Origin of the sequence: Pelomonas sp. Root1237, assembly GCF_001425055.1 — a bacterium.
Classification (GTDB): Bacteria; Pseudomonadota; Gammaproteobacteria; order Burkholderiales; family Burkholderiaceae_C; genus Pelomonas.
The window spans coordinates 219,052-232,325 of sequence record NZ_LMDK01000021.1 but is presented as its reverse complement, the minus strand read 5'-3'; the positions used below and the strand labels follow the sequence as shown (position 1 = coordinate 232,325).

Annotated in this window: 11 protein-coding genes; 10 read left to right on the top strand and 1 reads right to left on the bottom strand. The window is 70.0% G+C overall.

Going from position 1 to position 13,274, the window contains the following annotated elements; all coding sequences use genetic code 11:
• Positions 1–46 precede the first annotated feature (46 nt).
• From fba to ASC91_RS30095, 7 genes are all read left to right on the top strand, one after another.
• On the top strand, positions 47–1,111 hold the full coding sequence (gene fba, locus ASC91_RS27315) for a class II fructose-bisphosphate aldolase (protein ID WP_056205053.1): 1,065 nt from the start codon (positions 47–49) through the stop codon (positions 1,109–1,111).
• A 7-nt stretch (positions 1,112–1,118) separates the two neighbouring features.
• Positions 1,119–1,544, top strand: coding sequence for a gamma-glutamylcyclotransferase family protein (locus ASC91_RS27310; RefSeq protein ID WP_056205051.1), 426 nt, complete (start codon positions 1,119–1,121; stop codon positions 1,542–1,544).
• Between the two features lie 98 nt (positions 1,545–1,642).
• Positions 1,643–4,765 (top strand): PAS domain S-box protein, encoded by a 3,123-nt coding sequence (locus tag ASC91_RS27305; RefSeq protein WP_056205048.1) that lies wholly within the window; start codon positions 1,643–1,645, stop codon positions 4,763–4,765.
• 1 nt (position 4,766) lies between these two features.
• Complete coding sequence (locus tag ASC91_RS27300) at positions 4,767–5,147, top strand: response regulator (protein WP_056205044.1); 381 nt, start codon at positions 4,767–4,769, stop codon at positions 5,145–5,147.
• Positions 5,148–5,157: 10 nt separating this feature from the next.
• Positions 5,158–6,054, top strand: a complete 897-nt coding sequence (locus ASC91_RS27295) for a phosphoribosylaminoimidazolesuccinocarboxamide synthase (RefSeq protein ID WP_056205303.1) — start codon at positions 5,158–5,160, stop codon at positions 6,052–6,054.
• Between the two features lie 145 nt (positions 6,055–6,199).
• Positions 6,200–7,345 (top strand): hypothetical protein, encoded by a 1,146-nt coding sequence (locus ASC91_RS27290; RefSeq protein WP_157282189.1) that lies wholly within the window; start codon positions 6,200–6,202, stop codon positions 7,343–7,345.
• A 127-nt stretch (positions 7,346–7,472) separates the two neighbouring features.
• Positions 7,473–9,254, top strand: a complete 1,782-nt coding sequence (locus ASC91_RS30095) for a serine/threonine-protein kinase (protein WP_056205039.1) — start codon at positions 7,473–7,475, stop codon at positions 9,252–9,254.
• A gap of 35 nt (positions 9,255–9,289) precedes the next feature.
• Here the strand turns inward: ASC91_RS30095 and ASC91_RS27280 are convergent, their stop codons facing one another.
• Positions 9,290–10,240 (bottom strand): tetratricopeptide repeat protein, encoded by a 951-nt coding sequence (locus ASC91_RS27280; RefSeq protein WP_056205036.1) that lies wholly within the window; start codon positions 10,238–10,240, stop codon positions 9,290–9,292.
• 381 nt (positions 10,241–10,621) lie between these two features.
• Between ASC91_RS27280 and purE the strand changes: the two genes are divergently transcribed.
• The 3 genes from purE to ASC91_RS27265 are packed head-to-tail and all read left to right on the top strand — an operon-like array spanning position 10,622 to position 13,256.
• Positions 10,622–11,086, top strand: a complete 465-nt coding sequence (gene purE / locus ASC91_RS27275) for a 5-(carboxyamino)imidazole ribonucleotide mutase (RefSeq protein ID WP_056205300.1) — start codon at positions 10,622–10,624, stop codon at positions 11,084–11,086.
• A complete protein-coding gene (locus tag ASC91_RS27270; RefSeq protein WP_056205032.1) occupies positions 11,083–12,270 on the top strand; it encodes a 5-(carboxyamino)imidazole ribonucleotide synthase in 1,188 nt (395 codons plus the stop codon). The genes purE and ASC91_RS27270 overlap by 4 nt, the downstream gene beginning before the upstream one ends.
• Complete coding sequence (locus tag ASC91_RS27265) at positions 12,270–13,256, top strand: L-threonylcarbamoyladenylate synthase (protein ID WP_056205029.1); 987 nt, start codon at positions 12,270–12,272, stop codon at positions 13,254–13,256. The genes ASC91_RS27270 and ASC91_RS27265 overlap by 1 nt, the downstream gene beginning before the upstream one ends.
• The last annotated feature ends 18 nt before the right edge of the window (positions 13,257–13,274 follow it).

Here is a 13,274-nt window from a genome sequence, read left to right as displayed (position 1 = left end):
CGTACCGCAGTCGGCCCAGATTTCTCAACTCCACCGGGGACAACCCATGCCTCTCGTTTCCATGCGCCAGTTGCTGGACCACGCCGCCGAAAACGGCTACGGCATCCCAGCCTTCAACGTCAACAACCTGGAGCAGGTGCAGGCCATCATGGCCGCGGCCGACGAGGTCGGTGCACCGGTCATCCTGCAGGCCTCGGCCGGCGCCCGCAAATACGCTGGCGAGCCCTTCATCAAGCATCTGATCCAGGCCGCCTGCGAGGCCTACCCGCATATCCCCCTGGTCATGCACCAGGACCACGGCACCAGCCCCAAGATCTGCGCCGGTGCCATCGACCTGGGCTTCGGCTCCGTGATGATGGACGGCTCGCTGATGGAAGACGGCAAGACGCCGGCCTCTTTCGAATACAACATGGAAGTGACCCGCAAGGTCGTCGAGATGGCGCACCAGGTCGGCGTCACCGTCGAGGGAGAGCTGGGCTGCCTGGGCAACCTCGAAACCGGTGATGCCGGCGAGGAAGACGGCATCGGCGCCGAAGGCAAGCTGGATCACAGCCAGATGCTGACCGACCCCGAGGAGGCCGCCGTGTTCGTCAAGGCCACGCAGCTCGACGCGCTGGCGATCGCCATCGGCACCAGCCATGGCGCCTACAAATTCAGCCGCAAGCCCACGGGCGACATCCTGGCCATCGGCCGCGTGAAGGAGATCCACGCGCGCATCCCGAACACCCACCTAGTCATGCACGGTTCGTCCAGCGTGCCGCAGGAGCTGCTGGCCATCATCAACCAGTACGGCGGCAAGATGAAGGAGACCTTCGGCGTGCCGGTCGAGGAGATCCAGGAGGCCATCAAGCATGGCGTGCGCAAGATCAACATCGACACCGACATCCGCCTGGCGATGACGGGCGCGGTGCGCAAGTTCCTGGCCGAGAACCCCGACAAGTTTGACGCCCGCGAATGGCTCAAGCCCGCCCGCGAAGCCGCCAAGGTCATCGCCAAGGAGCGCTATATGCAATTCGGCTGCGAAGGCCAGGCCGGCAAGATCAAGGGCCGCACGCTGGTCGACATCGCTGGCGCCTATGCGCGCGGTGAGCTGGCACAGAAGGTCCAATAAGGGTTCAGTGACGCGTCACTGCTTCACCTACGGCTCACTGATGTGGGCCGACATCATGGCCCGCGTCTGCGGGCGTGAATTCGCCAGCGAGCCGGCCTCGCTGACCGATCACCAGCGCCACCCGGTGCGCGGCCAGGACTACCCCGGCCTGCGGGCCGCGGCGGGCGGCCTTGTGCCGGGGCGGGTTTATCGCGACGTCGACACTGGCGCCTGGGAGCGGCTGGATGCCTTCGAGGGCGTCGAGTACGAGCGCGCCGATGTCGTCGTGGCGCTGGCCGACGGCAACGCGCTACCGGCCCAGGTCTACCGCTTCCGCCCCGAGTTCGCCGACCGGCTGCTCCCTGGGGACTGGGACGCCGACGCTTTCGCCCAGGAGGGCCGGGAGCGCTTCATCGCCCGCTATGTGGGCTTCGAGCTGATCACGCCACGCTGAAGCCCCGGGAATAAGACACGTTTTCGCCTGATGCCCCCCTGTTCGCGGGGTCACAATGCATCGGCATAACCCCTTGGTCATTGGGGTCGGGAGCTGGGATGGACGAGCTGACCGGAATCGTCGCGCGAGCGGGTTTCCTGCCCCACGGCTATTGCTTCCAGTGGTCGCCCGGCCTGCTCTGGACCATGGTCGGCGCCGACCTTTCCATCGCGCTGGCCTACTTCTCCATCCCGCTGGCCATCGCCAGCTATGCCCGCCAACGCCCCCAGGTCAACCTTGGCAGCATCGCGACGCTGTTCGCCATCTTCATCTTCGCCTGCGGCGTGACCCATGTGCTGGACGTCTGGACGATCTGGCGCCCCGACTACGGACTGCAGACCGCTGGCAAGGTCTTCACCGCCTGCGCGTCCGTGCTGACGGCGGCCGTGGCCTGGCGCCTGATGCCCACGCTGCTGGGCCTGCCGTCACTGGACGAGATGCGCACGGCCAACGAGGCGCTTCGCAGTGAGATGGACCGCCGCCACAGCGCCGAGGACCATCAGCTGGAAGCCGAGCAGAGCCTGGCCGCCACGCTGTCGGCCATCGACGCCGGCTTCATCACGACCGACGGCGACGGCCGGGTCACGCGCATCAATGCCGTGGCCGAGCGCATCACCGGCTGGCCGGCGCGCGAGGCCCTGGGCCTGCCGGTCTGGGAAGTCTTCCAGCGCGAGGGCACGCCGGCCGACCTGAAGGCGCGCAACCCCATCGACGTCGTGCGCGAGCGCAACCGCGAAGGCGCTTTCCAGCGCCAGGCCGTCTGCGTCGCACGAGACGGCAGCCAGCGGCCCGTTGAGGTTCACGCTGACCTGACCCACCACGCCGACGGCCGCGTGCGTGGCGTCGCCATCGTCTTCCGCGACGTCGGTCGCCTGACTGAAGCCGAGGCCGAGGTGCGCCGCCTGGCGGCCGTCGTCGAATCCTCGGCCGACGCCATCATCGTCAAGACGCCGGATGGTCGCATCACCAACTGGAATGCAGGCGCCGAGAAGATGTTCGGCTACACGGCCGCGGAGGTCGTCGGGCAGCCGGTGCAGATGCTGATCCCGCCCGAACGTGAAGCCGAGGAGACGCGCATCCTCGCCAGTCTGGCCCAGGGCCAGCATGTGCCGCCGTTCCGCACCGTTCACATCGCCAGGGACGGCCGGCGAGTCGAGATCTCCGCCCAGGTCTCGCCGCTGCGCGATGCGGCCGGCCGCATCATCGGCGGCATCAAATCCGCCCGCGACCTGACCCACCAGCGCCAGATCGAGACCGCGCTGCGCCAGAGCGAGGCACGGCTGCGCTTCGCCCTCGAGTCCGCGGCCATCGGCGACTGGGAGCTGGAGCTGGACAGCGGCCTGATCCACCGTTCGCGCCGCTATGACCAATGTTTCGGCCGACCCGACTCTGAAGGCCCGTGGGACCGCGAGCGCATGCTTGCTGCCGTCCATCCCGACGACCGGGCCATGGTGGAGGCCGGCCTGGCGGCGCTGCCCGAAGGCCACCGGCCCTGGCATGCCGAGTTCCGCGTCATCTGGCCCGATGACAGCGTGCACTGGCTGCGCCTGGACGCCCGGGTCACCCACGACGACGCCGGTTCGCCGCGGCTGGTCGGCATCGTGGCCGACGTGACCGCCATGCGCACCGCCGAGCAGGCCCGCCAGCAGTCCATCTGGCTGGCGGCCGAGAACCGCCGCGTGCAGGAAAGCAGCCGGCTCAAGAGCCTCTTCCTCGCCAATATGTCGCATGAACTGCGCACACCGCTGAATGCCGTCATCGGCTTCGCCGACCTGCTGACCATGAGCGCCCATCCGCCGCATCTGCTGGATGGGCCGCGCCAGCGCGAGTGGCTGCAGCACATTGCCAGCAGCGGCCGGCATCTGCTGGCCATGATCAACGACGTGCTCGACCTGTCCAAGATCGAGGCCGGCAAGATGGACTTCCATCCCGAGCCGGTCGAACTGCCGGCCCTGGTCGACGACGTGATGGCCACCGTCGCGGTGCTCGCCGAGCAGCGTGGCCTGAGCCTTAAGTCCTCCATCGAACCGGGGCTGCGAGACCTGGTGCTGGACCCCGCTCGGCTCAAGCAGGTGTTGCTCAACTACCTGTCCAACGCCATCAAGTTCACGCTCGCCGGCGGCCACGTCGAACTGCGCGTGGTGGGCGAGGGCCCGCGGCTGTGGCGGTTGGAGGTCGAGGACAGCGGCATTGGCATTCCGGCCGACCGCCTCGGCCATCTGTTTGTCGAATTCCAGCAGCTCGACGACGGCCTGACCAAGCGCCACCAGGGCACGGGCCTGGGGCTGGCGCTGACGCGCCGGCTGGTGGAGGCCCAGGGCGGCCGTGTCGGCGTCTACAGCGAGCCCGGGCGCGGCAGCCGCTTCTACGCCGTGCTGCCGCGCCAGCCGCTGGATGCCGGCGAGCCGGTCGGGCGGCCGGCCCACCAGCAGCTCATCGCCCTGCGCGACCATCCGCTGCGCGACGGCCTGGCCCGTGATCTGTCGCGGGCCGGCGTGAGCGCCGACACCGCGTCCACAGCCGGCGAGGTGCTGCGCCTGACCCGCGCGCGCCGTTACACCGAACTGGCCATCGACCTCGGCCTGCCTGATGCGCCCGGCCTGTCATTGCTGGCGGCGCTGCGCAGCGGCGGGCCGTCCATGCACGCGGCCGTCAAGGCGCTGGCGCTGACGCCCCCGACGGGGGCGGGCGTGGCTTTCACGGTGTCCGACGTGCTGGCCAAGCCGCTGCGCCGCCCGGCCCTGGCGCGTGCCCTCGTGCCGCTGCGCGACCGGTTGGGTCCGGGCCGGCCGGTGCTGGTGGTCGACGACGAGGCGGCGTCGCGCGAGCTGATGTGTGCGGCATTGCAGGCCACGGGCGTCGAGGCCGTGGCCGTCGGCAGCGGCGCCGAGGCGCTGCAACGCCTGCCCGCCCTGCAGCCCGCGGCCATCGTGCTCGACCTGATGATGCCCGGCATCGACGGATTCCAGGTGCTGCATGAACTGCGCGGGGATCCGCGCTGGGCCGAGCTGCCCGTCATCGTCTGGACGGCGCTGACCCTCAGTGGGCAGGACATTGAAAGCCTGGCGCGCTCGGCCGCGGCCATCGCCAGCGCCGGCGAGGCCGAAGCCCTGGCCGAGGTGCGCGATGCGCTGCTGCGCGCCGCCCGCCAGGACCGGCGTGGCCGACTCACGAAAGGTTGACATGGCTGGCGAACGCATCCTGATCGTCGACGACAACGAGCTCAACATCGATCTCGCACAGTACGTGCTGGAGGCCGACGGCTTCATCGTCGACCGCGCGCTGCACGTCGACGAGGCCTGGGCGCGGCTGCGCGCCTACCGGCCCGCCCTGGCCCTGGTTGACATCCAATTGCCGGGTACCGACGGCCTGAGCCTGGTGCGCGCCATCAAGGCCACGCCCGACCTCGCCGATCTGCCCGTCATTGCCTTCACCGCCTTTGCCATGCCGGGCGACGAGGTGCGCTTTCGCGCAGCCGGCTGCGACGGTTATCTGACCAAGCCGATCGACGTGCACAGCTTTGCAGCTGCAGTACGAAGCCATCTGGCCGGAGGCGGCACCTAAAATCGCCGCCATGCCCCAAGCCCTCTACGAATCCAGCCTGACCTCCCTGCCGCTGCTTGGCCGCGGCAAGGTGCGCGAGAACTACGCCGTCGGCGACGACCGCATCCTGATGGTCGCCAGCGACCGTCTCTCGGCCTTCGACGTCATCATGGGCGAGCCGATTCCGGGCAAAGGGGCGCTCTTGACCCGCATGGCGCTGTTCTGGTTCGACAAGCTGCAGGGCATCGTTCCCAACCATCTGACCGGCCAAGACCCGCTGTCCGTCGTCACGCCCGCCGAGGCTGAGCAACTGCAGGACCGCACCATGCTGGTCAAGCGGCTCAAGCCCCTGCCCATCGAAGCCGTCGTGCGCGGCTACCTGGCCGGCAGCGGCTGGGCCGAATACCAGGCCAGCGGCAGCGTCTGCGGCGTCAAGCTGCCGGCGGGCCTGCGCAATGCCGACAAGCTGCCCGCCCCCATCTTCACGCCGGCCACCAAGGCCGAGATGGGCGATCACGACGAGAACATCTCGTTCGAGCAGGCGGCTGAAATCATCGGCGCCGACCTCGCCGCCCGCGTGCGCGACATCTCCATCCAGCTCTACCAGCGTGCCGCCGATTTCGCGCTGACCAAGGGCATCATCATTGCCGACACCAAGTTCGAGTTCGGCCTGGATGCCGACGGCACGCTGACGCTGATGGACGAGGTGCTGACGCCCGACTCCTCACGCTACTGGCCGGTCGAGAGCTATGCGCCGGGCAGCAACCCGCCCAGCTACGACAAGCAGTTCGTGCGCGATTGGCTGGAGGCCGTGCGCATCGACGGCCAGCCCTGGGGCAAGAAGGCGCCTGCGCCGGCCCTGCCGGCCGAGGTGATCGCCAAGACGGTGCAGAAGTACGAAGAAGCGCTGCAGCGGCTGACGGCATGAGCGCCGCGCCGGGCCGTCCCAAGCAAGCTCGCTCCCGCCTGGCGGGAGTGAGCCCGGACATGGGATGCCCAGTGGGCATCGCATGCCTGGCGAACGCCTGGCCGCGCTGCCGGACAGGCAAGGCCGCAGGCCGAAGGGTGCACCAATGAGCGTTGCAGCCGGTCCGGTCAAGCTTCGCAGCCGGCTGGCACAGCGGCTTGACGGCGAGATTGCCGCCGTCGCCTCCATGCCGGCGCGTGCCGCCGTGCTGCAGGTCCAGCGTGCCATCCTGTGGCTGCGCCATGGCCGCGAGGTCGAGGCCCGCGAGGAGCTGAACCGCCTGCAGGCGCGCGCCCTCGTGCATCCGCGCATCGAGCTGGCAGCCTGGCTGCATCTGGCCGAAGGGCTGACGGCTTATTTCAGCGCCTTCGGCGGCGGCGCCTGTGAACGCGTGCGGCGCGCCCACGTCATGGCCAAGGCGGCCAACCTGGCGGCGCTGCAGACCCTGTGCGACGCCTGGCTGGCGCAAATGGCCTTTGTCGACCGCGATATCGACCGTCTCGTCGCCCATGCCGCCGCAGTCCTTGCCGCCCCGGCGGACAACGCCGCCGCGTGTCGCGTCGCTTCAGCGCTGGGCATGGCCTGGGATCTCGCGATGGGGGCTCGGGACGAAGCCGCCGCGTCGTCCTGGTATGCCTGGGGCCGCCGCGCCGCCAGTGCCGACGGTGACGACGCCGGCCTGGCGGCCTTGCTCTACAACCAGATGCAGATGCGCGCCCTGCGCATCCGCCACGCTGCCCTGGCCGGCGAGCCTGGCGAGGCGCCGGCCGTGCTGCTGGGGGTGGACTCCATCGGCCATTTCGACGATGCCGTGGGCGGTTCTGCCCGCGCCAACCTGACCCCGCTGCTGCGCGCCCAACTGCTGACCGTGCAGGGCGACTACGCCACTGCCGCTGCCTTGCTGGAGGCCAACCTGCCCGAGGCGGTGGCGGCTGGCCTGGCCCGTACCGGCGGCAGCCTGCTGGCCGACCTGGCCTGGTGCTGGGCCAATACCGGCGAGGTCCAACGTGCCAGGGCCCTGGCCGACCAAGCCGCCGTCGAGGTGCTGGCCGAGGATGCGGCCCACTGCGACCTCGACGAATGCGCGGCCCTGCACGCCCGCCTGGCCCAGGTCTACGCCCGCTTGCATGAGGATGGGCTGGCAGCCCGCCACGGCGACGCCGCCCAGGCCGCCTGGGGCCAGGACGCCGCCCAGCGCCGCCTCTGGGCCGAGCGCTTGAGTAGCGCCGGGCTGGGCACTCCGCCACGCTGACCGGCTTTTTCCGGAGAGTCGGCACGGCCTGGCTGCGTTACCCTCGCCGGCCTATGAGCAACGCACGGCCGCCCGAAGGGGCTCATTCCCGCTCGGCGGGACAGCGCGCAGCGCGAAGGGTGCATCAGTGACCGCCGACGCCCGCGACGACGAAGCCATCAATGCCTTGCCCGCCGGCACCCGGTTCGGCGAGCTGGAGATCATTGGCACCCTGGGTGTGGGCGGCTTCGGCATCGTCTACCTCGCACGCGACCACTCGCTCGAGCGCGAGATTGCGATCAAGGAGTACATGCCCAGCCAGTTCGCACTGCGCGACGGGCAGTCCCAGGTGTCGGTGCGTTCGGTCTCCATGAAGGAGACCTTCGAGCTCGGTCGACGCAGCTTCGTCAACGAGGCCAAGCTGCTGGCGCGCTTCGACCACCCGTCCCTGCTCAAGGTCTACCGTTTCTGGGAGGCCAACGGCACCGCCTACATGGCCATGCCGCGCCTGGTCGGCCAGAACCTTCGCGAGGCGCGCAAGGCCCGGCCGACGCCGCCACCCGAGGCCTGGGTCAAGCGCATCTTCGACGCCGTGCTGGGTGGGCTGGAAACCCTGCACGCCCAGAACGTCTGGCACCGTGACGTCGCGCCCGACAACATCTTCCTGCCCTCCGACGGCAGCCCGCCCATCCTGCTGGACTTCGGCGCCGCCCGCCAGGCGATCAGCGACCGCACGCAGGTCTTCACCGCCATCCTCAAGCCCAGCTTCGCGCCCATCGAGCAGTACGCCGAGGCGACGACACTGCGTCAGGGGGCCTGGACCGACTTCTATGCACTGGCCGCTGCCATGCATGAGCTGCTGACCGGCCGGCCACCGCCGCCGGCGACGGCCCGCGCGATGGGCGACGAACTCCTGCCGCTGGAGGTGCCCGGCTATTCACCGGCCTTCCTCGCCGGCATGGACTGGGCGCTGCGTGTCGCCCCCCATCAGCGCCCCCAGACGGTCGCCGCCTGGCGCGAGGTGCTGGACGGCCGTTCGGCCGTGCCGCGTCCCCAGCTCGCTCAGCCCCGGGTGCCGGCTGCACCGCCACCGCCGGCACCCTCGGAGCCGCTGGATCTCGAATTCGCCGACACGGTGCAAGGCCCGCCGCTGGACGAGGACGACGGGCAGACCGTTGTCGTGCCGCTGCGCAAGTCCGCGCCTCCTCCTCCGTCCCCACCCGCGCCGCCGCCGCGTGCCGCGAAACCATCGCAGCAGGCCGCGGCTGAGAAGCCGCCCTCCTGGCAGATGCCAGCCATGATCGGTGGCGGCGTGGGCGCCTTGCTGCTGCTTGGCCTTTTTGTCATGCAGTTGCGCGGCAACCAGGCCAAGCCCGAGGTGACACTGGCCGAACCCGCGGCCTCCGTGGCCGCGGCCGCGCCGGCGCCCGTGCAGCAGACGCAATCCGAACCGCCAGCTTCGGTGGCCAGCGCGCCGGCTCCGCAGTCCGCATCTGCGCCCGGACCTGTGGTCACACCGGTGCCTGCGCCCCTCAAGGCGGCCTCGTCGGCCGTGACCACGGTCAACATCCGCCCGGCGTCATCGTCCGCCTCGGCAACGTCGCGCCGTGAAACGGCGCCCAAGCCCATCGTGACCGAAAAGGCCGGTGACTTCCGCCCCGTGCCGCGCAGCCCCGTCTTCGCGGCGCCCGAGCCGGCGGCCTCCAGCCCGGCCGCCCCGTCGAGCAAGGCGGCACCGGCCCCGGCATCGGCGGCCCCTGCGCCGTCCACCGAGCCGCGCACCGCCAACGAGGCCTGCGGCGGCCGGGTGCTGTTCGCGCGCGCCTGGTGCATCGACCGGCAGTGCGAAAAGCCGATCTATCACAACGATCCGGAATGCGTGAGGCTGCGCGACATCCGCAGCAATCGCGGCAACAGCGGCGTGCCCTGAGTATTCCGGGCCGTGCGGCTGTCAGGCGGGCCTGATCAGAACAGCGCCATCGACAGCTTGCGCCGATAGCTGTCGATGAGCGGGTCGCTGGGCACGACGGCGGCCTTGCCGGAGAGTTCCAGCGTGCCACTTTTGGCCTCGGCGGCGTGCTTGGGAGCCGGCTTGGTCAGCAGCTCGAGGATGGCCACGTAGGTTTTGCGCGCGGCCTCGCCGTTCCAGGCCTTGTCGCGCATGATGATTTCCAGCAGCTCGTCCATGGCCTCGGTGAAGCGCTGGTTGGCCAGGTGCAACTGGGCCAGCGTGAAGCGGGCGTCGAAATCGCGCTTGTTGGCGGCGATTGATCCCTGCAGCGCCGCCGGGTCGGCGCCCGTGGCGGCTTCGAAGGCGCTGAGCCAGGTGGCCAGTGCCGCCAGGCGGGGCGAGGGCACCAGGGTGTCGACGGCCTTGGCCGCCACCGGGGCGAAGGCAGCGCGCGCGTCGTTGAGCAGGCCGAGTTCCAGCAGCGCCTTCACGTAATCGAAGCGGGCAGCGTCATTGGCCGGGTCGGTCTGCACGGCATGGGCCAGCTTGGTCAGCGCGGCTTCCAGGTCGCCGTCGGCCATCAGGTCCTGGGCATCGGCCAGGTCGGCCTCGGCTTCGAGTTCCTCGCCGGCCGGCACGTGCTTGTCCAGGAACTCGCGGATCTGCGCCTCGGGCAGGGCGCCGACAAAGCCGTCCACCGGCTGGCCGCCAGAGAACATCACGCAGAAGGGGATGGAGCGCACGCCGAACATCTGGCTGAGCTGGGTGGCGATCTCGGGCACCTCGTCGCTGTTCAGCTTGGCCAGCGTGAAACGGCCAGCGTAGGCGGTTTCCAGCTTCTCCAGGACGGGACCCAGGGTCTTGCAGGGGCCGCACCAGGGCGCCCAGATGTCCAGCAGCACGGGCTGGTTCTGGGACGCGACGATGAGTTCGGCTTCGAAGTTCTGGAGGTTGATGTCGATCATGGCTGAGGGTAGGAAGTCTGTTGGCGCCACGGGGGGCGGTGCGAGAGGGTCTGCGCGGGCGCAGGGCTAGGCGTCGCGCCGAAGCTCGGGCTGGTTTGCCCGTGCAAGGCGCGCAACAACGCCATGCGCCCGCGCAGGCCCTCTCCCGAAGAGGTTGGCACTCAAAAACCCGCGCGCAGCGTTGCGAAGCCTCGCTGGGGATGACCCCAGCTTCGTTTCGCGCCTTGCTCGCGGGCTTTTGAGTGGCAACGCATCCGCCCCCCGTGGCGCCAACAGACTTCGGGACGCGCCACCTACAATTCAAGGCTTTTCTGAGCCTTCCGGAGCGCGACCTTGTCCACCCCAGCCCCCCAGAACCCGGATGCCGTCATCGGCATCGTCATGGGCTCCAGCAGCGACTGGGAGACGATGAAGCAAGCGGCCGAGATTCTGACCGAGTTCGGTGTCGGCTTCGAGGCGAGGGTCGTGTCGGCCCATCGCATGCCCGATGAGATGTTTGCCTATGCCGAAGCGGCGGCAGGCCGCGGGCTCAAGGCGATCATCGCCGGTGCTGGCGGTGCGGCCCATCTGCCGGGCATGCTGGCCGCCAAGACGACGGTGCCGGTGCTGGGCGTGCCTGTCGCCAGCCGGCACCTGCAGGGCGTCGACTCCCTGCATTCCATCGTGCAGATGCCCAAGGGCATCCCGGTCGCGACCTTTGCCATCGGCAATGCCGGCGCGGCCAATGCGGCGCTGTTTGCGGTGGCGATGCTGGCGACGCGTGATGCGGCCCTGCTGGACAAGCTGAATGACTTCCGCACGAAACAGACCGAAATCGCCCGCGCGATGAGCGAGGAACTGCGTTGACAGCCCTTCTCCCTGGTGCGGCGACGCTTGGCGAGTCGCGGCAAGCGACGCTGGGCGTCTTGGGCGGCGGCCAGCTCGGTCGCATGTTCGTGCATGCCGCCCAGGCCCTGGGCTACCGTTGCATCGTGCTCGACCCTGACGCCGTCAGCCCGGCCGGCGCCGTGGCCGAGAAGCACATCAAGGCCGACTACCTGGATTCCTTCGGCCTGGCCCAGCTGGCGCGCGACTGCGACGCGATCACGACCGAGTTCGAGAACGTGCCGGCCCTTGCGCTGGAGACGCTCGCCGGCATGCGTGTCGTGGCGCCCGCCGCGGCGTCGGTCGCCGTCTGCCAGGACCGCGCCATCGAGAAGGCGCATTTCGAAGCGGCCGGCGTGCCCTGCGCGCCGCATGCCGTCATCACCAACGAGATCGAACTCACGGCCGTCGACCCGGCCCTGCTGCCAGGCATCCTGAAGACCAGCCGCATGGGCTATGACGGCAAGGGTCAGGTTCGCGTGGCCACCACCGCCGAGCTGGCCCAGGCCTGGGAAGGGCTCAAGCGCGTCCCTTGCGTGCTTGAGCAGTTGCTGCCGTTGAAAGCCGAGCTGAGCGTGCTGGTGGCGCGCGGCGCGGACGGGCAGATCGTCAACTTCCCGGTGCAGCAGAACCTGCACCGCGGCGGCATCCTGGCCGTCACCGAGGTGCCGGCGCCGGATGTGCCGGTCGAGGTCGACAGGCTGGCAGTAGCCGCCGCCCGCCAGGTCGCGGACGCGCTGAACTATGTCGGCGTGCTGTGCATCGAGTTCTTCTGGTTGCAAGATGGCCGCCTGGTCGTCAATGAGATGGCGCCGCGGCCGCACAACTCCGGCCACTGGACGATGAACGGCGCCGATGTGTCGCAGTTCGAGCTGCAGGTGAGGGCGCTGGCCGGCCTGCCATTGCCGGCGCCGCGCCAGCATTCGGCCAGCGTCATGCTGAACCTGCTCGGCGACCTCTGGTTCAACGACGACGGCGGCCCCACGCCCCCGGCCTGGGACCGCGTGCTGGCCCTGCCGGGCACGCATTTGCACCTCTACGGCAAGGCCGACGCCCGCCATGGCCGCAAGATGGGCCATCTGAACATCACGGCCGACACGCCTGAGGCGGCTCATGCGGTCGCCGTGGAGGCTGCCGCCATCCTGGGCCTGCCCACCGACTTCTGATGTTGCTTCTGCCCGGCAACGATCCCGAAGCCGTCCAGGCCGCCGCGCGCCGCCTGGCCGACGGCGAATTGCTCGGCCTGCCGACCGAGACCGTCTATGGCCTGGCCGCGCGCGCCGACCAGGACGAGGCCGTTGCCAGGATCTTTGCCGCCAAGGGCCGGCCCAGCGACCACCCGCTGATCGTCCATGTGCTGGACGCCGCCGGCGCCGAACCCTTTGCCGACCATCTGCCCGTCGCCGCACGCCGGCTGATGGATGCCTTCTGGCCCGGCCCGCTGACCGTCATCGTGCCGCGCAAGGCCGGCATGGCCGAGGCTGCGGCCGGTGGCCACGCCACCGTGGCGCTGCGCTCACCCGCCCACCCGGTCGCCCGCGCCGTGCTGGCCGCAGCGCGCGCGCTGGGCGTCGAGGGCTTGGCCGCGCCGAGCGCCAACCGGTTTGGTCGCGTCAGCCCGACGCTGGCTCGCCATGTCGTCGAGGAATTCGGCCCCGAGCTGATGGTGCTGGACGGCGGTGCCTGCGAGGTGGGCATCGAGTCCAGCATCGTCGACTGCAGCCGCGAGCATCCGGCCCTGCTGCGCCCGGGGCTGATCAGCCGTGGCCGCATCGAGGCCGCCCTGGGCCAGCCGCTCGTGGAGTCGGATGCCACGGCGCCCAAGGCCTCGGGCACCTTGGCTGCGCACTACGCGCCGAGCGCCCGCGTGCGCCTGCTGGATGCCCAGGCGCTGGCTTTACGTTTGGCCACAACGGCCGCCAGCGGGGGCTTGGAGGGGGTGGCGGTATATTCACGCGCCCAGCTGCCGGCTTGGCGCTGGCAGGCCATGCCGGCCGACCCGGCGGCAGCGGCCCACGAATTGTTCGCGGTGCTGCGCCTTCTGGACGCGGCCGGCGCGCGCGAAATCTGGGTCGAGGCACCGCCCCACGACCCTGCCTGGGATGGCGTGCGCGACCGGCTCAGCCGGGCCGCGGCCGCCTTTTCCGATTGAGTTCTTGTTCCTGAGTTG

Coding starts and splice junctions, on each gene's coding strand:
- ASC91_RS27295 (WP_056205303.1), top strand. CDS start 5,158: ATGCCCCAAGCCCTCTACGAATCCAGCCTGACCTCCCTGCCGCTGCTT.
- ASC91_RS27305 (WP_056205048.1), top strand. CDS start 1,643: ATGGACGAGCTGACCGGAATCGTCGCGCGAGCGGGTTTCCTGCCCCAC.
- fba (WP_056205053.1), top strand. CDS start 47: ATGCCTCTCGTTTCCATGCGCCAGTTGCTGGACCACGCCGCCGAAAAC.
- ASC91_RS27265 (WP_056205029.1), top strand. CDS start 12,270: ATGTTGCTTCTGCCCGGCAACGATCCCGAAGCCGTCCAGGCCGCCGCG.
- ASC91_RS27300 (WP_056205044.1), top strand. CDS start 4,767: ATGGCTGGCGAACGCATCCTGATCGTCGACGACAACGAGCTCAACATC.
- ASC91_RS27290 (WP_157282189.1), top strand. CDS start 6,200: ATGAGCGTTGCAGCCGGTCCGGTCAAGCTTCGCAGCCGGCTGGCACAG.
- ASC91_RS27280 (WP_056205036.1), bottom strand. CDS start 10,240: ATGATCGACATCAACCTCCAGAACTTCGAAGCCGAACTCATCGTCGCG.
- purE (WP_056205300.1), top strand. CDS start 10,622: ATGGGCTCCAGCAGCGACTGGGAGACGATGAAGCAAGCGGCCGAGATT.